The organism is Streptomyces sp. AM25 (assembly GCF_058146165.1).
The window spans coordinates 1-20,306 of record NZ_JBKIWN010000032.1; the positions used below are offsets into that span (position 1 = coordinate 1).

The window sequence follows — 20,306 nt, forward strand, 5'->3', positions numbered from 1 at the left end:
CCCCGGGTCAATTCCATGAGCGCCCACAGGAGTTCCACAACGCCACCGAGTTCGATGTCCTTTTCGGTGGTTCCGCGGGCGGCGGTAAAACGAAAAGTCTGGTCCTGGAGGCGATCCGGCAGTGCGTGCGCTACCCGAGTCTGCGCGTCGGGGCCTTCCGCCGCACCTACGGTGAGCTGAAGGAGTCGCTGATCGCCGAGCTGGCACAGACCGGCTTCGCCGGCGCGGTCGGGGCCCGGTGGAACGGCACCGAGTACGAACTGCGCTTCAGCAACGGCTCGCTCATCATGTTCCGCTACGCGGAGAGCATCCAGGACGCCACCCGACGGCAGGGCGGCCAGTACCAGCTCCTCATCTTCGACGAGCGGACCCTGACGCCGCCGGACGTGTGCGCGTTCCTGGAATCCCGTCTGCGTACCGGGCGCTCCGACATTCCGGTTCTCGGAATCCGCAGCGGCAGTAACCCGGGCGGCCCGGGCCATGGCGCCGTCAAGACCCGCTACATCCAGCCCACCAATTACGGTGCGAACGTCGTGACCGATGAGCGCGGTCGGACGGTTCGTTTCATTCCGAGCAAGCTGAGCGACAACCCGCACGTCAACCCGGAGTACGCCGCTGATCTCAAGGCCTTGCCCGAGAAGCTGCGGGCGGCGTTTCTCGACGGCGACTGGGACCAATTCGCGGGAATGATGTTCCCGGAGCTAAATCGGGACCGGCACGTCGTGGAACCGATTACGCTGCCCGACACGTGGCGCTGCTACAACGGCATCGACTGGGGATACAGCGCCCCCTGGGCTGTCCTGTGGGCGGCTGTCGACGAGGACGGCCGCATCTGGGTCTACCGCGAGCTGTACCAGCGGCAGGTCGGTGAAGCAGAACAAGCCCGGCGCGTCCTGGCTGCCGAGGATGAGGGCGAACGCGTCGCCGTCCGGTACGCCGACGATGCCATGTGGGCCACCCGCGGTGACGCCAAGCCCATCGCCTCCGTGTACGCCGACGAAGGCGTCCTCCTGACGGCCGCCGGGAAGGGGCCCGGGTCGCGCATCATCGGCTGGCAGCGCGTCCACTCCTACCTCGCCGAAGGACCGGCATGCTCCCACCACCGAGAACTGGGCTGGACAACGTGCCCGCGCCTGCACATGTTCTCGACCTGCCGCGAGCTGTACCGGGAACTGTCGGATCTGCCGCACGCCACCAAGGGCGACCCGGAAGACGCCGACACCAACGCTGATGATCATTTGGCTGACAGTCTTCGCTATTTGCTCACCAACGTGGGCGGCGGCCCGCGGTTCCACTTTCCCGAGCCCGGACCGGCCGTGCGTTCCCTCGATCCGAACGCGACCGGCCCGGCCCCGGTCGCCGTGCCGCAGACGGTCGGCGGATTCCCGATCCTGAACGGGGGTGACCCGTGGGCGCTTTGACCTGGATCCGCGAGCACCTGCGGTTCGGCTCGCCGGAAGTCGCGGCCGCGGTTGCCGAATCCCTGGATGCCCCGACGGCGGCGCAGGTGCGGCGCAGCGGCTTCGAGTACGGGCTGCCGCTGAACATCCAGAACACCTCGTCGCTGACGTCGGCGACCAGTGAGCGGCAGCAGGTCCTCGCCCAGCTTCACCAGGCGTACATGTCGTGCAACTGGGTTGCGGCCTGCATCGACTTGATTGCCCGCACGGTCACCGCCGGCGGCTTGCAGGCAGTCCCCGAAGACCAGGAGTCTGCAGACACGACGGCGCCGGAGACACCGCAAGTGACCCGGCTCCGGCGGCTGATGCGGTTCTGCAACCCCCGCGAGGACATGGTCCAGCTGCTGCGCAACGTCGCAACGGACCTGCTGCTGTTCGGCGACGCCTACCTGGAGGTCGTCTCCCTCCTGGGCGAGCCCGTTGCCCTGTACACCTTGGACGCCACGACGATGACGGTCATTGCAGACCAGCACGGCGAAGTATCCGGCTACTCCCAAGACGTCGACAGCGTGCGCACCGCGCGGTTCGAACCCGAGCAGGTCATCCACATCTCCCTCGACGCTCCGCGCGGTGGCCTGTACGGGGTGTCCCCGGCGCAGAAGGCGCTGCTGCCGATCACGGCGTGGCTCTTCACCATGGCCACGATCAAGGAGTCGTTCCGGCGTGGCGATCCGCCGCGCGTGCACGTGGACCTGGCGCACTACCAGGACGGTGACGTCCAACGGTGGCGCGAGCAGTACCGCGTCTTCAACCTCGGGCCCAAGGCCGTGGGTGAACCGCTACTGACGACCGGCGGGGCGTCGGTGGGAGTCCTGGACCAGCGAAAGGTCACCGACTATCTCGATGCGGACCGGCAGCTGCGGGATCAGATCATTGCGTGCTTCGGCGTGCCACCCGCGAAGCTGGGCATCATCGAGTCCGGCAACCTCGGCAGTGGCAGCGGTGAGTCTCAGGACAAGACTTATCGCGTCAACACCGTGATCCCCATCGCCAATTTGATCTTGGAGAAGCTCAACTTCCACCTGCTGCAAATCGGGTTCGGCATCACTGACTGGCACCTGGAGTTCGCTGAGATCGACTTCCGGGACAGCAAGGTTGTCGAGGAGATCCGGCAGATCCGCTTGAACTCCGGCGCCTACACCGTCAACCGCTGGAGGGCCGAGATCGGCGAGCCGCCCATCGACGGTGGCGACGATGCGATTCTCCTCGACCGGCAAGGCCCCGTGTTCTGGGCGGACATGGCCACCATGTCGAAAGCCACGATCGCCTACCGGACCGCCCCGCTCACCGCGGCGGGCGTCAACGGCTACGTTCCCGGCGTCCCGGACGCCGAACTCGACCCCACACCGGACCCGACAGCACCCGTGCCCGACGGGCAGGCCCAGCCGCAGGACCCGGAAGACAATCCGGGCCTTGCCAAGGACGCCGCGCAGGGCGACCCACCGGAGGAGCTATGGGACGACCTATACCGGCGATGCCTGGACGAAGCCCTGTCCCGGATGTGAGCGCCCCGCTCGTGTACGGCGACGACACCGACTCGCTCGGCGGCTTTCACGTCCGCTGGTACAAGTACGAAAACGGCCGGCCAGTCGGCCCGTTCGCGTGCGTCGACGAGGTCACCAGCTACATGAGCCGGCACGGACTGCCGCGGCCCGACGAACTCCTCGCACCCCTCGAAGGGCGGTGATCCCCATGGGGTTGGGCCATCCGACACGTGCCCAGGACGTGCTGCCCCTGATCGCGAAGCAGATCGGCTGACGCCGTCCAGCACCAGGAGGTGGCCGTGCCCGACGCCACCATCCAACTCCGCTCACTGCACGGCATCTGGCAGCCGGTCTACGCCCGCCGCCAAGCCCTGCACACCACAGCCGACGCCATCATCCTCGCCGCGTGGAAACGCGACACCACCGGCATCGATTTGGGCCCCGCTGTCGCCGCCTGGCGCCAGGGCACTGGCGAGAGCACCAGCCCGGTCGGCCAGCACCGGCGTGAAGCCGCCGCGGCCGCCATCCTCGCAACCCTCGCCGCCCGGCCGTGGAAGCGCACCCGTGCCGCACTCGCCCTCGCAGCCAAACGCGCCCACCGGGCCGGCTGGGCCGCCGGCCACGCCCTCGTCACACGCGACCACACCGACGCCACCGACTACGACGACCAGAACGATCAGCCGAACAGCCTCGGCGCACCGGACCTCGCCGGCCACACAGCCGAAGGGGCCGCACGCAGCGTCCTGACCGCGGCTATGGCCGCCACGGCGACCCGAGCAGGACGGGCCATGGCGGACAGCACTGGCGACCCAGAAGCCGATGCCCAAGACGTACTGGATGACGGCTTCGACCTGGCCCTCGCCGCAGACGCCGCCGTGTCCGCGGCTTACGGCACGGGGCTGCTGGCCGCCTACCTCAACGCCGGGGCACAGGCCGTGGAGTGGCTGACCGCAGGTGACGGGCGAGTCTGCGAACGCTGCATCGCCGCCGAGGACGGCAGCCCGTACAGCCTGCTCGGCGCCCCGGCGCTGCCGCAGCATCCGCACTGCCGATGTGTCCTTGCTCCCGTCTGACCAGGAGGTCCACCCGTGCCCACGAATCCGGTGTTCACCCCGGTCGACAACAGCGGCAACGTGATCGGCGCCTCCGGCAGCCCGACCTCGGTCACGGTCACCAACACCCCAGCCGTCACGGTCTCGGGCACGCCGGGCGTCAACGTGGCCAACAGTCCGACGGTCTTCACCGTCGTCCAGCCTCCGGTCAGCCTCTACTCCGAGTCCGCGGCCTCCCGGACGGCCAACGGCAACACCGCAACCCAGACGTGGACGAACAACGTTGCCGCCGCGGTCATCGGCGTCAACGTCACCACGTTCACCGGCGGTACCAACGTCGTGATCAGCCTGCAGCAACTCGACGCCAACGGCATCTGGCAGACCCTGGGGTCCTCCGCAGCTATTACCGCTGCCACCACGGCCGCCTTCTCCGTCGGACAGGGCATGAGCACCGGTGCCGTGCTCGTCTCCGGCGGCTCCTACCGGCTCGCCTGGACCCTCACCGGAAGCTTCTCCGCGCTCACCTTCCAGCTCTCGGTCCAAGGCAGGTGAGATCGGCCATGTACGAGATCCCGCCCAAGCGCCGGCCCGTGCGCGGAGCAGTGACCCGTCAGGACGTGGAAGCAGCCGAAGCCGAAGCCGACTTCCGGACCTGGCTCATCGACGCCATCGAAACCGACCCTGGTGTGCGGGCCGCCCTCATCCGCCTGCTCACTGCCACACGTCGGCAGCCCCGGCTGGCCACGACCGCCGCAGTACGCAAAGGGAGGGGCCGGCAGTGACCACGCGGATTGCCACCGTCTCGGGCACGATGCTCACCCCTGGCGTCTCCCGCAATCGCCGCCTGTACTCCAAGGAACTCATCGCCAAGGCCGCCGCCCGCATGTCGGAGAGGATCGCCGACCCCCACGGTCTGCCCATCGTGATGCGCACCCACCACGATGCCGGCGACGACTCCCGTCTCATCGTCGGCCGCCTCACCGGCGTGAAGGTCAGCGAAGACGGCTCCGCCTCCTACGCGGCCGACCTGTACGACACCGCACCGGGCCGCGACATCGCCGCACTGGTCACCGGGAAGGAACCTGCGCTGCGGTCGGTGTCGATCCACGGGTACTGGCTCGGCCCGGTCAGGCGGGTGGACCACGCAGGGGAGAGCGTGACGACGGCCGACGATCTGGAAATCGACGCCGTGGACTTCACCGCCACACCCGGCGTGCTGGGTGCCACCGTCGCCGCCGCTTCCTGGGTACCCGACGAGTTCCCGGCTGCCGAATCCGGGGGAGGCCGCACACCGATCAGCGAATCGGTAGAGGCAACCGTCGAAGCCATCACCGAACAGACGCCGGCCGACGAGGCGTACTCGGCAAAGCAGAAACGGGCAATGGCCGACAAGGGCCAGGCGATGAAGAACGCCGACGGAGACCCCTCGTACCCCATCAAAACCAAGGCCGACCTGCGCAAAGCCATCCGTGCCGTAGGCCGTGGCAACGCCAACCACGACAAGATCCGCGCACACATCATCGCCCGGGCCAAAGCCCTCGGCCTGACCTCGATGCTCCCCCCGAACTGGAACCAGGACGGCTCGATGAAGGAATCCGGCACACGCTACTCGGACGTCCGCGAGTACTACGACGGCCCCGGCGGCCCGGCCGGATTCTGCATCGACGCCTACAACGGGCCGACATCGATCACCATCCGGAACTGCAGCATCGACCCGGCAGAACTACGGGTCATCGCCGCTGCCGCCATGGATGCTGTCGCCAACGCACTCCAGCAGCTCGACCCGGACATGGACGCCGACATCGACGTCGCCGGGGCACCCAACGCTGACACCGACAGCGACATGGACAGCGCCGGTACAGAGTCGGCCACCGTCGCCGCACACACCACCGCCGAGGCCGCCATCGGCGAACCGGCCACCGAAGCCGTCACCCGCAAGCCCCCGCCCGAACCAGGCGAGGCCATACCAGAGGAGGAGGCCGCCATGGGCGAGCCCGCCACCGAAACCCAGCAGACCGCGGCGGTCCCCGCCCGGTCCCTCACCGACGCCGACATCGCCGCCCTCGGCGCCATCTTCACCGGCGCCCTGCAGGAGCACCTCGCACCCGTGCTCGCGGCCGTCGGCGAGCAGACCTCCGAGCCGCCGAAGGCCACAGCCGCGGAGAGTGCCGAAGCCAAGCCCGGCAAGGAAAAGAGCGCCAAGAAGGCCCTCAAGGAGACTGCCGCCGAGCTGCAGGCCGCCTTCGACGCCAAGCTTGCCGAAGCTCTCGCCCAGCAGCGCGACGAGCTCCGCGAGATGCTCCTGAAAGAGCACGGCTTCCCGCCCCGCCAGGGATACCGCGTCCACGAAAACGACCAGACCGGCCCCGACGGCACCAGCCCCGAGGACCTCTACGCCAACCGTGCCGAACTCCTCCTCGGGGACTTCGGCCGCACCCCCCAGCCCGCCCCGTAGGCAGGCAGCCCTCCTGAACGTCCCGCCGCCGCGCGGGGCGTTCGCACTTCCGCCCGTCTCAGCCCCGCACGGCCATCTGCCGGGTGGGGCTTTCGCATGAAAAGGAGGCGCTTCCATGCCCACCGAGCTGGAAGAGGCCATCACGACCGCTGGCGCAGTGACGCCGCTCATCCCCAAGGCCATCTCGCCCCTGCTCCTGGAGTACCAGCGCCGCTACGCGCCACTGCTCGCGGCCATCCCCTCCCGGCAGTGGAACTCCACGCAGTACTTTTTCAACCGTCGCGTGAACCGGCCGGACAGCGGCGGTGTCGTCGACGGTGGCGCTCGCCCGATCGGCAACTCCACCTACGAGCAGGCCGTCTTCAACATCAGGCTCTACCAGGCCGTCGGCAGCGTGACGGGCTTCGCGCAGACGGTCACCCGCGACATCGTCGGGGACCTGCGCCAGCTCGAACTCGACGGCACCGTCACGTCGATGCTGTGGACGCTGGAGAACAGCTTCATCTGGGGACATGACGGCGCCACCGCGGCCGGCCAGTACCCCATCTGCTCCGGCCTCGACTACCTGGTCTCCAACTGGACGGCCGGCTCGGGCAGCAGCAACTACGTCAACGCACTCGACATCAACGCGAGCTTCGCTCTGCACTACCTCGACCAGCTCATCGACCTCGTCGAGACCAACGCCGCCATGCCTATCGGCTCGAACTTCATGTTCGTCATGAGCCCGCGCATGGCCTCCGCCGTGTCGCAGTCGCTCGTCGCGCAGCAGCGTTTCGCCGCCCCGACCACCCAGATCGGCGCCGGCCTCAACGTGCCGACCTACCGCGACATCCCGATTCTCAAGAGCTCGTTCCTGAGCCCGAGGACGAACACCATGGGCACGGTCTCCACGGCGACGTCGACCAGCGGTGGGACTCTGGCCGCGGCCACCTACTACTACCGCGTCTCCGCCGTCGTTGCCCGGTTCGGGGAGATCTCCGCGTCCACCGAGGTCTCGCAGACCACCACCGGCTCCACGTCGACGGTCACGCTCAGCTTCAGCACGCCGACGAACCTGCCAGACGGCGCCTCGCCGATCCTGTACAAGATCTACCGGTCCACCGCGACCGGCACTGAATCCCTCGTCGGCACCGTCGACGCCTTCGACACCACCGGCACGGCCACCACGTCCATCATCGACACCGGCACCAACCTCCTCACCAACAGCTCCGGCAATACCGGCCCGTCCGCCTACCAGGGCGGCAACACCGGAGCCTTCCCCCGCGGCGGAGCCAACGCGCAGGAGGACGTCTACCTGATCCCGCGCGACGAGAACTTCCTCGTCCGCCCCTACACCCGAGACATGCAGATCCTGCCCCTGGCGCCCACCGTCACCGCGCCGGACACTCTGCCCTTCGCTGCCCTGACGGACACCACACTGGCATGCCGCGGCAGCAAGTACGTCGGGCGTTTGAGTCGGCTCTCGGCGACCCTCTAGCAGCTAGTCAGAGGTATTCTGAGTGCCCATCAGCCGTCGCGGTTAGACTGTTCCTAAGTCAGTCCACTGACGGCGACGGGCGGAGCACGGGCACGCTCCGCCTGCCTGCCGGAGACCGTTGAGGACGGCATCCGACATGAGCGGGCGTAGCGTGGCGGGGTTCTGGGAGCGCGTCGAGAAGGTGGCGCTCACCGGTTGCTGGGTATGGAGGGGGACCATAGCCCGTACTCGGTACGGCCTGTGGTCGTACTGGAAGGACGGCAAGACCAACACCGTGTACGCGCACCGGTTTGCGTATGAGTTGGTCGTCGGTCCGATCCCCGAAGGGCATGTGCTCGACCATCTGTGTCTCAATCGCACCTGCTGTAACCCGGCCCACCTTGATCCCGTGACGCAGCACGAGAACTTCCGGCGGGGAGTCGGCGGCCGGGACGGCGCAGCGTTTCAGCGGAACAAGACCCACTGCCCATACGGCCACCCCTATTCGGGGGACAATCTGTACGTCCGTAAAGACGGATCGAGAGACTGTCGGACGTGCAGCCGCAGGCAGTCAGCAGAGTCACGTGCTCGCAGACGGGCACTGAACCCACCTGCGCCACGGCAGCCGAAGCAGTTGTGCAAGAACGGCCACGAGTACACGCCGGAGAACACCTACGTGGACCCGAACCGGGGGGTTCGCTCGTGCCGGGAATGCAAGCGCGAGCAGGTGTGCAAGTACCGGGCGCGTAAGAATAAACAGGTCGTTCACCGGGTCGATGTTTGCAGGAACGGCCACGCGATGGACGAGGAGAACTCGCACTTCGCAGCGGAGGGCACGCGCTCGTGCCGGGCGTGCAACCGAGAGAAGGCCCGGGCGGCGTACCAACGGACGCAGGCCCACCGCGGCCCCGCTCCGGCGGAGCGCACGCACTGCCCGCAGGGTCACCCCTACTCAGGGGACAACCTCTACGTGACCTCGAAGGGCCACCGGCAGTGCCGAACGTGCAATAAAGCGCGGGAGCTGGCTCGAACGGAGAAGAGGCGAGCCGAGAGGTCCGCTTCCTGACCAACCTGATCAACCGAAGGGCCTGGGCCACCCGCTCGGGCCTTTCGTCATTCCTGGAGGTCTCCCGTGGCGGACATGCCGCCCCCGCCCGGCTGGTGCGTCGTGGACCTGTTCCACGGCACCCAGGTTCCGGCCCAGACGATCGTCAAGGGCTACATGGTGTGTCCGCGGCACCTGTCTTTTGAGGAGGACTTCTTCCGCCGCTGGGAGGCCATCCAGGACCCCAAGCAGCTCGCCAAGACGGAGAAGAAGCTCCTCAAGAAGCTGCTGAAGTCCGTCAAGAGGCAAGGAGAGGGTCCTGATGTGGCTCCGTAAGACCCGCCTGGTCCCCGGCAATGCGCCAGGGGGCTTCGAGTGGAACACCCCCGAGGACGTCGTCGAGGTCCCGGACGGCCTGGGCCTGGACCTGGTGCAGATTCCCGGTGCCGGGTTCGAAGAAGTACTCCCGCCGGCCACGAAGGACGAGCAACTGGCCGACGCAGGCGTCACGGAGGCGCCGGTGAAGCGCCGCGGCCCCCGCAAGACCGTGGCCAGCGACCAGACCGAAGTCTCCGAGTAGCAGTGCAGTTGTGAAGGGGGTGAACGTGGGTGGCTGCTGACTCCCCAACGCCGTTGGCGTCGGTCGCCGGTTTCACGGAGGGGCCGTTCGCGAACCTGGTGAGCGGCTATTCCGTGCAGGCGTCGACGAACTTGATGTTGCAGGCGACGCGGGCATGCGAGTCGGCCTGTGACCGCCGCCTCGCACCCTTCACCGGCGTGGTGGAGACGCAGCGGGCGGACGCGATGGACATCGAAGACGCCATGGACGCCTACGTCCCCCTCGACCCGACCTCGCAACTCGGGTTCTCCCGCGCCCAGTCGCTCGGCAGCACGCTGTTGACCCGCCACTTCTGGGTGCGTGAACACCCGCCTCGCTACCTGGAGATGTGGTCGGGCAGCATCAGCGCGATCACCCTCTACCGGTCGTATTCCGGGGCCCAGACCGTGACCGTGAATACCGTGCAGTACGAGCCTGATACCGGGCACGTGAGATTCCAGCTCGGCACCTTCGTACCGCCCGGGACCACCATCCAGGTCACCTACTCCGGCGGCTACGCCACTGTGCCGGCCGATCTCGTGCAGGCGTGCCAGTACATGGCCGCCAGCATGGCAGTGAAGCAGCTGGATCCTGTCGACGGGCGCAGTGGGCATGACCCGGATGCGCTGCGGTCGGACGCAGTGGAAATGCTGGCCCCCTACATAAGGCGCTGACCATGGCGCCGCCGATGGGCCGGGGAGGGCGCCGCCGTGGGCATGTGATGTCGGCGGCGGCCCGGGCGAAGCTGTCCGCTGTGTTGAAAGGGCGTCGCCGACCTCACCGTGGTCATCGGCTGTCGGCAGCGACCCGCGCAAAGATCGCTGCCCGGCTGAAGGGACGGCACCGTCAGTACCGGGGTACGCATCCGCGACGCCGCGGCGCGTTGCACCGCCGAGGTCGGGTGGGCACGCACATCGGCCTGCGCCATCACCGGCGCCGGCTGCGGGCCGTGCACTATGTCCGCCACCGGCCCCGTACCGGCCGGGTGCGGCACTCACGACTGCACCTTCCGCACCCGCGGTGGAACCCGCAGCGCCGGAAGGGAAGAAGGCGGTGATCGCTGGTGAGCACTGCTGACGCCGTGGACCGTGAAGTCGCCTGGCTCACGACCTCCGGAGACGGGTTGCCCGCCCTGCTGACCAGTGCCGGCGGCCCTTGGGGCAATGTGCAGGCCTACCAGCCGCGCACCCCCGGGAAGCGCGGCACCAACCTGTTCGTCCTGCGGCGGCAGATCCACGAGAAGCGCTTCGCGAACATCCGCCGGATGGCCACCTACGAGTTCGTGCTCAAACTGATCTGGCCCCTCACCTCAGGCCAGGGAATCGCTGAAGCCGATCAGAGAGCATTCGATGCGGCCGTCGACAAGGTTCTCACCCGGATCGGCGGGCTGACGGGCGACAAGTCCCACGGGGGACGCTTCCGGTCCGTGGCCGAGAACCCGGAGTACGTGACCGTGAGGTTCGTCGACCCTGAGCAGACCATGCCGCCGGAGGCAGAATTCCGGGCGGAGATCACTTATTTCGCCGACGACATCGAAGTGACGGGATAGGTCCAGCCCTCAGGGTGGGCTTGCTTGCGCCGAACGAGTGATGTTCCGGATCGGAAATGTCTGGGATGGGCATGCACCCGACGCACGCTGTTTCGCGGCTTGGAGGTCGAGATGAAACGCATGCGAATCCTTGCCCTGGTAGCTGCCTCAGTTCTCACGGCCGGTGCTGGGGTGGCCGTTGCGCAGGGCTACAACTCCGGCCTGTCAACTGAGAGTCGCCCGGCGGCCGTGAAGTCACAGTTCCAGCTCGTCTTCGGCGACACGGTAACCGTCCAGCCTGGGCGAACCGGTTCCGGGACCGCCAACTGCCCTTCGGGCATGGCTGCTGTCTCAGGTCTCTTCAGCAATGACACAGGCGCAGACCAAAACCCGCAATCGACTCTTCTCAGCTCCGTGCGCGGCGATTCCTTCTGGACCACCATCCTCAGGAACCCCAACACGGTGCCCGAACAGTTCACTCCCGAAGTGGTCTGCACAACGCCGTAGAAGAGCCACGCGAGTTCATCCGCTGCGAGATCCGTCCGTTCACCTTCACCCGGCCCCTGCCTGTGCGGGGGCCTTCTGCATGTCCGGAGGCCCCTATGCCATTGCAGCGCAGCATGCACGAGTCCGCGGTCGATGTCCCCTCGATCCCGGCCACGATCCAGCCCGGGGAAACCGTCGACTGGCCGTACCCCATATCCGGCTTCACACCCGTCGAGCCCCCGCCGTCAGCTCCGCCGGACGAACCTTCCCAGCCCTCGAAGAGGAAGCCGTCAGCACAGCGTGCGTCTGAGGAGGTGGCGTTGTGACCCAGATTTCGCGCCTGGCCACACTCGGCCTTGCCAAGGAGACCACTGCTGGCACCTGGGTCGCCCCGGTCATCGGAATCCCCTTCACCAAGGGCGATTACGAGGACATGTATGGCGAGATCAAGGACGAGTCCTTCCGTGGCAACGACACGGTGTTGCAGGGCCTTCTTCAGGGCGTCGTGCACGCCGAGTGGCAACTGGACGTCCTCGCCTATCCGGACCTACTCGGTCACTTCCTGGCCGGGATCATCGGGCCAGACGTGGTGACGGCCGGTGTGTCCACCACACTGTCGTCGTCAACGACCGCGGGAGCAACGTCGATTTCCACCGCCGCCACGATTCCCGCAGGCTCGATCATCGCGATCGATACGGGCACCAAGCTGGAGTACGCGACCACGGGCACCCCCACCGGCTCAGGCCCGTACACCATTCCGATCACGGTGCCTGCGACGGGTCTCGCGCAGTCCCACAACTCGGCTGTGACGGTGGTGTCGCAGACCACGCACACCTTCAAGCAGTCCACCACCGCGCTGCCCACGTACAGCCTGACGCTGTACGACACGACACAGACCGTGTCGTGCTCGTACTGTCGTCTCTCCGACCTTCAGATGAAGATCGACCCCAAGGGTGCTGTCACCGCGAGCATCAAGTACGTGTCGTTTCCGTCGGTCGTGCAGACCCTGCAGACCGAAACGTTCTCCACCTACGATCCGTTGCTGGGCTGGTCCTGGAACATGACCAACGCCGGCGCATCCTCCACCCGTGGCCTGACCTACGACGTGACGGTCAAGCGCGCCACCGAGGCCATCGCCTCCAGCGACGGAACACAGACCCCGCGTGAGGTGTTCGCCGGGCCGATCGAGGCGGATGGCGCCTACAAGGCCATCTTCGAGAACCAGACCGACATGAACCTGTACCTCACCTACACGCAGACCGCCACCACGGCCAGCCTGCAGCAGCCCGTGCCCCGGGGCGGTCAGTCCCTGTCACTGACCATGTCGAAGTCCGGGTGGTACAAGGGCAAGCGCGACCTGTCCACCCCGTATGTGCAGGCCGACTTCAGCCTGTCCGGGATCTACAACACCACCGACGGCGGCGCCGTGCAGGCGACGCTGAAGAACTTCCAGACCTCCGCTTACTGACCTTGCATGCTCCCCGGCCGGAGGCGCGTGAGGGCGTCGCATCCGGCCGGCGCCCCACGCCCTCAACGCCCCCAGGAGACGCCCGTGTCCGGATACGCCAACCGATTCATCCTCCTGTCCTTCCCCGAACTCGGCGACCGTGTCAGCGTGCTGCTGCGCAACCCCCGGCTGCTGCCACCGTCCGAGCTCACCCCGGACGATGTGGCACTCGGCCAGGACGGGCAGCCGCTGGACCCGCAGGCGGCCAACGCTGCCATGTACAAGGTCATGGCACGGCTCATCGTGGCGTGGCACGTGTACGACGCCAGCGCCGCTTCGATCCCCGTCAACGTCAACATCGACGCCGATGACCTCGACGGGCAACTCGCCGCCCTGGAGGCCTCGGAGCAGGTGCGGCTGACCGACATCACGCCGGAGAACGTCGCCCGCCTGCCGATGGCGATCATCAACCGGGTCGGTGAGGAGGTCGGCCGCGTCGCGAACCCTACCTAGGACCAGGCAGCGAGTACTTCGAGGACGTGCTGCTGCCGGTTGAATCGATCCTCGACGGCACCTGGGCCTCGGGGGACGCGCCGGCGGAGTGGGCCGACTTCCTGCTGATGCGGCGCATGCACTGGAGCTGGGACGAACTCCAGCAGACTCCCGTGTACGTGCGCCGGTACTGCCTGGACTTCCTCGGCTTGATCGCCGAGCAGGAGGAACGGGAGAACGACCGGGCACGGCGTGCAGCGCAAGGGCGGGGGTGATGCACCGTGCCGGAACTGCGGCCAGGGGTGTTCACCCGGCTCTTCGCGGAGATCGACGGGGATGCGCAGGTGAAAGCCCGCACGGTCATCTCACGCCTGGCCAGTGCGGTCGAGGGGCAGGCGAAGACCAATGCGAGTAACGGGTCCCACCAGTACGGCACTCCCACGCCGGCCCGGCCGGGACTGGGCCCGGCGGTCATCTCCGGGACACTGCGCCGGTCCCTTACGCACACGCCGGTGGTGTTCACGGGCGGGGCCTGGGAAACCCGGGTGGGCACTGCTGCCGGAGTCAACGCCCCCTACGGCTCACGCACTGCTGCCAGCAAGTACGGCATGTACCTGGAGCGTGGCATGCTCCGCAACGGCGCGAGCTACCCGTTTCTCTTGCCTGCGTTCCGGTTCGGGGTAACCCACGTGGCTCCGCAGCTGTACCAAACGGTCTTCCAGCCCGGCTGGCCCCGCATCTGACCCGGCTACAGCGCCCGGTGAACAGGGAAAGGGGCGTGCCGTGGCCGAAGTCGCCGACTTGTGGGTCATGCTCCGAGCCGAGACCACCCCGTTCCGCGCGGGCATGGCAGAGGCCGCCGCCTCGGGGGAGTCCTTCTCCGCCAAGATGGGTGGCCTGGGCGGCGCGCTGACCAAGCTCGGCAAGGCAACCACGGCTGTCGGCATCGGCGTTGCCGTCACCTCGGTGAAGATGGCCTCGGACTTCCAGGCCGCCACGGTGCGGCTGGTCACCTCGGCCGGTGAGACGCACGACAAGCTCGGCCTGGTCCAAAGCGGCCTGCTGTCCATGGCCGGCCAGGTCGGTGTCAGCGCGACGGACCTGGCCAAGGCCATGTACTACGTCGAGGCCGCCGGCTACCACGCCAGCGACGGCCTCACCGTATTGAAGGCCGCGGCGCAGGGCGCTGCCGCGGAGGGCGCGGATACGACGACGGTCGCGCAGGCCTTGACCGATGTGCTCAAGGACTACCACCTCAGCGCCTCGGCGGCAGGTGATGTCACGTCGAAGATGATCGCCGCTGTGGCGCACGGCAAGGTCAGCCTGCAGGACTTCTCCGCTGCGTTTGCCAGCATCGTGCCCGCCGCCTCGGCGGCCGGTATCTCCTTCAACGACGTGGGCGCAGCGCTTGCCGAGATGACCAATCACGGGTTCACCGCGCAACGAGCCTCGCAGAACTTGGCGCAGGCTCTGCGTTCGTTGCTGAATCCGACCAAGCCGATGCAGGCGGCGTTCCAGGAGTTCGGGGTTTCGGCTGACGAGCTCAAGGCCAAGCTGCACGGGCCCAACGGTCTCACCGACGCCATGCAGTACCTGTCGCAGGCGGCGACGAAGGCGGGCAAGGAAGGCACACCGGAATTCGCTGCGGCGTTGAAGCGGCTGATGGGAACGGCTCCGGGTGCGAATGCGGCGCTGACGACGGTGGGCGCGAATTTCAAAGACACCGCGGCGACAATCCGTGCGATGGCCGGCGCGACGACGGATGCTCAGGGCAGAGTTTCGGGGTTCGCGCTGGTGCAGAAGAACTTCGGGCAGCAGGTCAAGCAGCTGCGGGCCGGGCTCGACAGCCTGATGATCGAACTTGGGATGAAGCTGATCCCCGTCATCCAGTCCGGGATCAGCTTCTTCACTCAGTACCAGGGCGCCGCCGTAGCCCTGGCCACGGTGATCGGCGTGGTCCTGACTGCGGCCGTGGTGAAGTTCGCGACCGGGGCCGTGATGGGCGCCGTCACGGGCGTGCAGGAGATCGGCACGGCCCTGGTCGGGGCAGGACGGGCCGTGATGGCGTTCGCCGCCTCGGAACGGGTCGCCGCGATCGCCTCCGGTCTGCTGACCGCGGCGCAGGCGGCCCTCGACGTCGTGCTCGACGCCAACCCCATCGTGCTGATCGTCCTGGCCGTCATCGCCTTCGTTGCGGCTCTGATCTACGCGTACATGCACTGCCAGACCTTCCGCAACGTTGTCGCCGCTGCCTTCGAGGGCGTGAAGGTCGCGGCCGTCGCGGTCTGGCACGCGTTGCAGGCCGCGTGGAACGGCCTGGTCGTCGGTGTGCAGTGGCTGTGGCACGCCATCCAGTCCGCCTGGCAGTCCATCGAGGCCGCAACGATGTCCGTGTGGAATGCGATTGCGGGGTTCTTCCGGAAGTGGTGGCCGCTGCTGCTGGTGATCTTCGCGTTGCCTCTCGCGGTGCTGATCGGCATCTGGAACCACTTCCACGCCCAGATCACCGCCACGGCTCACGCCGTGTGGAATGCCGTTGCCGCGTTCTTCGCTGCCGTCTGGGACGGCATCAAGGCCGTCGCCCAGTCCGTGTGGTCAGTGATTCAGACCGTGATTATTCGGCCCATGCAGGCAGCGGGGCAGTTTCTGCTGTCCCTGTGGCGCAGCGTGTCCAACTGGCTGTCGTCGGTCTGGGCCAGTATCCGGGCGACGGCTTCGTCCCTGTGGTCATCGATCCGCTCCTCGATGACCGGGCCGATCACCTCCGCATGGCAGACCATCGTGAGCACGATGAGCCGCATCTCCTCCGCCATCTCCGGTGGCCTGCGCTCCGCCTTGAACGCCGTGCGAAGCGTCGGTTCGTGGTTCGTGGGCGTCGGCTCGGCGATCGTCTCCGGCATCGTCTCTGGCGTGGAGAGCGCCGCGGGTGGTCTGTTCAGCAGCCTGCGCAGCCTGGCCAGCAGCGCGCTGAGCGCCGCGAAGAGCGCCCTGGGGATCGGGTCGCCGTCTAGGTTGTTCGCCGAGCAGGTTGGGCAGTGGATCCCCCACGGCGTTGCAGCCGGCATCAGGACTCACACCCGTGCCGCGGTCGATGCCGTCACCGCCATGGGCGCGCAGCTGGCCAGTGCACCCGTTGCAGCTCCAAGAGTGACCGGTGCGGCCCTGGCCGGTGCCTCTGCGGGCCCGGCGGGCGGACCGGCCGTGACCGTGACTATCACCGTGCAGGGCTCGGTCCTGTCCGAGCGGGACCTGCGCGACGTCGTCCAGGAGCAAATGCTGCGCCTGGGGATGCGGTCCTCGACCAGCTACACCCCCTACAAGCGGTAGAGGAGCGCGCGTGGCACCCAAGCTCGCCAACCTCGTCGATGCCTTCGGTGCCGGCGCCCTCAACCGCACCCTTTGGAACACCGCCTCGGCCTCACCGAACACCGACCTGGACACCACGCTCGACCGGGCTTTCGTGACCTGCACGACCAGCTACTACACCCTCGGCTCCGGCCTGTGGGACGCCACGGCGTCCGCGGCCTTCGCCAAGGTCACCCCCGTGTCGACCGGCAACGGCTCGACACAGACGTTCTTCGAGGTCGTCAAGGACGCCAGCAACAAGGCCACATTCGCTGTCTCAGGCGGCACGCTGTCGGTGTCCGTGACCAACGCGGGCACCGCCTCGACCACCACGGTCGGCGCCTACGATGCCTATGCGCACGCATGGTGGCGCATCCGCGAGACCACCGGCTCTTTCGCCTTCGACACCAGCCCGGACGCCTACACGTGGACCACCCAGGCCACTACCGCCTACACCTGGGTCGCGACCGGTGTCGAGCTGCATCTGACCTGCGGCTACTACGGCACCGAGACCGCAGGCATGCACGCCTACATCGAGCACGTCAACACGGCCACGGGCGGGCTGATCAACGTCAACTGGCCGCTGGTCGAGGAAGCTTGGGCCCCGTACTGGAACTGTGCGGGCGGCGACAGCCCGCTGGACAGGTATGTCGAGGTCACGCCCCGCACGCGCGGGAGGTCATCGGTGCAGCGCGGCCGCCAGTACGAGCTGGACCAAGTCCGCGCGGGCGAGTATCAGGTCACCCTGGCCAACACCGACGGGGCCCTCGACCCGCTCAACGCCTCGGGGCCGTGGGCGGGCCGGATCATGGCGTACCAGCCGTACCGCAAACGGGCGCAGTGGCCGCCGACCCGGAACCTGCTCAGCCAGGTGGTGGCCACCGGTGGCGACCTCGGCGGCTACAGCACCGGGCCCTTGAGCATCACCGGGGCCGGGCAGGATGTCTTCTCCGACACCGACCCCTCCGGTGGCGGGCAGATCGCCGCCGACGCCACGGCCTGGCAGGGCGGGCGGGTACTTGCCTTCCAGGTTCCCGGCGGCTCCAACGCGCCATCGTGGGTTTTCGGCACGCTCCAGACGGGCGTCATCCCCGGCGCGACGTACACCCTGCAGATGCAGGTCAGGAACACCACCGCCTCCACTTCCCTGCAGGCCAAGCCCTTCTTCGGCTGGTACACCACCCCGGCCGCCCCACCGGGCTCTTACACCTACGGCACCTCCGTCACGCTGACCGGCAGCACGACCGCGGCGTGGACGCAGGTGACGGTCACCGCGACTGCGCCGGCGACCGCTCTGGCCATGGTGGTGGGCGTCACTCCGGCTTCGGCGGCTGCCGCTACCTGCACGATGCAGGCTGACGGCCTCCAGCTGGAGAAGGGGGCCACCGCCACTACGTGGATGCCGCCGGGCGTCTGGTATCCGATGTACTCCGGGTTCACGGAGCGCTGGCCGTCGCGCTGGAATTTCCACGGCACCTACGGGGCCGTGGAGCCGGTATGTGTGGATGCTCTTTCGCTGCTGTCTCAGGTCAAGCTCTCCGACCCTCTCACCCTGGAGATCACCAAGCACAGCCCCCGGTTCCTCTACACCCTTCAGGACCCGTCGGGGTCCCAGCAGGCGACCGACCAGACCGGCACCAACCCGCCTGCCCCGCTGGCCGTCAGTAAATACGGGCCGGGATCCTTCGTGTTCGGCACCCAGATCACCGCGGTGAACACACCCGCGGGCCTCTACACGGGCTCAACGAACACCGTCGCCACCGTCAACAACCCCAATCCCGGTGCCAATGCATTCAGCGCCTCCACCTACCTCGCCCTGCACCAGGCCGGGATCAAAGGGCCGGCCAATGTGTCCGGGTCGTGGACGCGCATGGCGGCCTGGCGCTACACCGTCGGCTCCAATCCTGCCGTCGGCGCATTCTTCTGGTCGAGCATGGACAGCCAGCACGGTGCCGGTGTCCCCGGCGGATCAATCATGTACTGGCTGATTAACAGCAGCGGCCAATTCGTCTTCGGGGAAAACGGACCTGCGAGCGGGGGGACCTATGTGTCCTTCACACCGGGCCCGACGAACGCGGCCGACGGCAACTGGCACCTGGCTATCGTGAGCTACAGCCACGCCAATGCCCAGCTCACCATCAACCTGGACGGAATCAACACCATCTGGACCAGCTTCAACCCCACCGTAGAGGCGACAGGCCTGGTCAGTGACAACTTCGGCGCCTACGTGGATGTGCCAGGAGGCGGTTACTCCAACCTCAATTTCCAGGGCGACCTCTCCTTCTGCGCCGAATTCCCCACAGCCCTGACCACGACCGACATGAGCAACCTCTACGCCGCGTGGAAATCGTCCTTCGCTGGAGACTCGACCGACCAACGGTACGCCCGCATCCTCGGATGGGCCGGCTACACCGGCGTGTACGCCCTTCAGGCCGGACTCACCACCTCCATGGGCGCCGCGGCAACCGGCGGTCAGGACGCGCTGAGCTCCATGCAGGCCGTCGTGGACACGGAGAACGGCGAACACTTCGTCGACCGCGCAGGAACGATCACTTTCCGCTCCCGCGCCGCACGCTACAACTCCCTCACCCCGGCCTACGTTTTCGGAGAACGCACGGACCTTGGGGAATGGCCATATGAGGACTGCACGCTCGACTACGACGCCACCCACCTGTCCAACCAGATCACCGTCACCCAGGCTGCGACGAACCAGAACTTCTACGCCCAGGACGCCACGAGCATCGCCAACTACTTCCCCCGCACCCTCACCCGGACAGTCAATTCCAGCTCCACGCTGGAATGCCGGGACGCCGCCGGCTACCTCCTCAGCCGGTACAAAAACCCCGCCGTCCGGGTCTCAGCGATCAAGCTCCATCCCTCGGCGAACCCCGCCATGTGGCCCGTGTGCCTGTCCCTGGAGCTCGGCATGCGCGTGCGCGTCATGCGCCGCCCGCCCGGCGTGCCAGCGGACCAAGTCGACTGCTTCATCGAGCAGATCGAGATCAGCATGGACGACCAGGGCGACGCCACCTGGACACTCCAGTGCTCACCGGTCGACCTCACCCCCTACGCCGCCTTCGCCAGCTGGCACACCACCCTCGCCGCCACCATCACCTCCGGCGTGACCGCGATCACCGTGAACGCGAGCGCGGACACCACCAACCCCCTCGCCGCGCAACTCGGCCCCGGTCAGCAGCTCGTCCTCGGACAGAACACCGCCAACGCCGAGACCGTCACCGTCGCCAGCGTCGGCGCGACCAGCCCCGGCTGGACCTCAGCCACCATCAACCTCACCGGGGCCACCACCAAATCACACAACTCAGGCGACACCGTGTGCGAGCCGCTCCCGGCCGGCACCACCGACCCCACCACCTGGGACAGCGTCGACAAGTTCGACGCGGTCGCCTTCGCCTACTGACCGACCGGGCCCCACAGCCCACCCGCCCCTTGGAGGTGAA

Annotated in this window: 20 protein-coding genes; all 20 read left to right on the forward strand. The window is 67.5% G+C overall.

Translation table 11 applies throughout. The features are described from left to right. On the forward strand, positions 1-1,421 hold a 1,421-nt coding region (locus ACLHRZ_RS30950; protein WP_490421890.1), incomplete at its 5' end, for a terminase large subunit domain-containing protein. Continuing rightward, on the forward strand, positions 1,409-2,965 hold the full coding sequence (locus tag ACLHRZ_RS30955) for a phage portal protein (protein WP_490421891.1): 1,557 nt from the start codon (positions 1,409-1,411) through the stop codon (positions 2,963-2,965). The genes ACLHRZ_RS30950 and ACLHRZ_RS30955, both read left to right, overlap by 13 nt. Then, positions 2,962-3,147 (forward strand): hypothetical protein, encoded by a 186-nt coding sequence (locus ACLHRZ_RS30960; protein WP_490421892.1) that lies wholly within the window; start codon positions 2,962-2,964, stop codon positions 3,145-3,147. The genes ACLHRZ_RS30955 and ACLHRZ_RS30960 overlap by 4 nt, the downstream gene beginning before the upstream one ends. Positions 3,148-3,243: 96 nt before the next feature. Beyond that, the gene (locus ACLHRZ_RS30965) at positions 3,244-4,017 is read left to right on the forward strand and encodes a structural protein (RefSeq protein WP_490421893.1); all 774 of its coding nucleotides are present in this window, start codon (positions 3,244-3,246) and stop codon (positions 4,015-4,017) included. Between the two features lie 15 nt (positions 4,018-4,032). After that, complete coding sequence (locus tag ACLHRZ_RS30970; protein ID WP_490421894.1) at positions 4,033-4,548, forward strand: hypothetical protein; 516 nt, start codon at positions 4,033-4,035, stop codon at positions 4,546-4,548. A gap of 8 nt (positions 4,549-4,556) precedes the next feature. Continuing rightward, on the forward strand, positions 4,557-4,778 hold the full coding sequence (locus tag ACLHRZ_RS30975) for a hypothetical protein (protein ID WP_490421895.1): 222 nt from the start codon (positions 4,557-4,559) through the stop codon (positions 4,776-4,778). Next, a complete protein-coding gene (locus ACLHRZ_RS30980) occupies positions 4,775-6,451 on the forward strand; it encodes a hypothetical protein (RefSeq protein ID WP_490421896.1) in 1,677 nt (558 codons plus the stop codon). The genes ACLHRZ_RS30975 and ACLHRZ_RS30980 overlap by 4 nt, the downstream gene beginning before the upstream one ends. 115 nt (positions 6,452-6,566) lie before the next feature. Then, entirely contained in the window at positions 6,567-7,928 is a 1,362-nt protein-coding gene (locus ACLHRZ_RS30985; RefSeq protein ID WP_490421897.1) for a hypothetical protein, read from the forward strand. Positions 7,929-8,064: 136 nt separating this feature from the next. Beyond that, entirely contained in the window at positions 8,065-8,973 is a 909-nt protein-coding gene (locus ACLHRZ_RS30990) for an HNH endonuclease signature motif containing protein (RefSeq protein WP_490421898.1), read from the forward strand. 66 nt (positions 8,974-9,039) lie between these two features. Further along, the gene (locus tag ACLHRZ_RS30995) at positions 9,040-9,288 is read left to right on the forward strand and encodes a hypothetical protein (RefSeq protein ID WP_490421899.1); all 249 of its coding nucleotides are present in this window, start codon (positions 9,040-9,042) and stop codon (positions 9,286-9,288) included. Continuing rightward, positions 9,275-9,532 carry a hypothetical protein gene (locus tag ACLHRZ_RS31000; RefSeq protein ID WP_490421900.1) on the forward strand — a complete coding sequence of 86 codons (258 nt, stop codon included), beginning with the start codon at positions 9,275-9,277 and terminating at the stop codon, positions 9,530-9,532. Before ACLHRZ_RS30995 ends, ACLHRZ_RS31000 begins: the two co-directional genes overlap by 14 nt. 29 nt (positions 9,533-9,561) lie before the next feature. Beyond that, positions 9,562-10,224, forward strand: a complete 663-nt coding sequence (locus ACLHRZ_RS31005; protein ID WP_490421901.1) for a hypothetical protein — start codon at positions 9,562-9,564, stop codon at positions 10,222-10,224. A 389-nt stretch (positions 10,225-10,613) separates the two neighbouring features. Continuing rightward, positions 10,614-11,099 (forward strand): hypothetical protein, encoded by a 486-nt coding sequence (locus tag ACLHRZ_RS31010; RefSeq protein ID WP_490421902.1) that lies wholly within the window; start codon positions 10,614-10,616, stop codon positions 11,097-11,099. Positions 11,100-11,198: 99 nt separating this feature from the next. Next, a complete protein-coding gene (locus ACLHRZ_RS31015) occupies positions 11,199-11,585 on the forward strand; it encodes a hypothetical protein (RefSeq protein ID WP_490421903.1) in 387 nt (128 codons plus the stop codon). Positions 11,586-11,886: 301 nt separating this feature from the next. Next, positions 11,887-13,032 (forward strand): phage tail tube protein, encoded by a 1,146-nt coding sequence (locus ACLHRZ_RS31020; RefSeq protein WP_490421904.1) that lies wholly within the window; start codon positions 11,887-11,889, stop codon positions 13,030-13,032. An 84-nt stretch (positions 13,033-13,116) separates the two neighbouring features. Beyond that, positions 13,117-13,524, forward strand: a complete 408-nt coding sequence (locus ACLHRZ_RS31025) for a hypothetical protein (protein WP_490421905.1) — start codon at positions 13,117-13,119, stop codon at positions 13,522-13,524. 26 nt (positions 13,525-13,550) lie between these two features. Then, complete coding sequence (locus ACLHRZ_RS31030; RefSeq protein ID WP_490421906.1) at positions 13,551-13,778, forward strand: hypothetical protein; 228 nt, start codon at positions 13,551-13,553, stop codon at positions 13,776-13,778. Between the two features lie 6 nt (positions 13,779-13,784). Next, positions 13,785-14,246 carry a hypothetical protein gene (locus ACLHRZ_RS31035; RefSeq protein WP_490421907.1) on the forward strand — a complete coding sequence of 154 codons (462 nt, stop codon included), beginning with the start codon at positions 13,785-13,787 and terminating at the stop codon, positions 14,244-14,246. 40 nt (positions 14,247-14,286) lie between these two features. After that, a complete protein-coding gene (locus ACLHRZ_RS31040) occupies positions 14,287-16,830 on the forward strand; it encodes a phage tail tape measure protein (RefSeq protein ID WP_490421908.1) in 2,544 nt (847 codons plus the stop codon). A 10-nt stretch (positions 16,831-16,840) separates the two neighbouring features. Beyond that, positions 16,841-20,266 (forward strand): hypothetical protein, encoded by a 3,426-nt coding sequence (locus ACLHRZ_RS31045; protein WP_490421909.1) that lies wholly within the window; start codon positions 16,841-16,843, stop codon positions 20,264-20,266. Positions 20,267-20,306 lie beyond the last annotated feature (40 nt).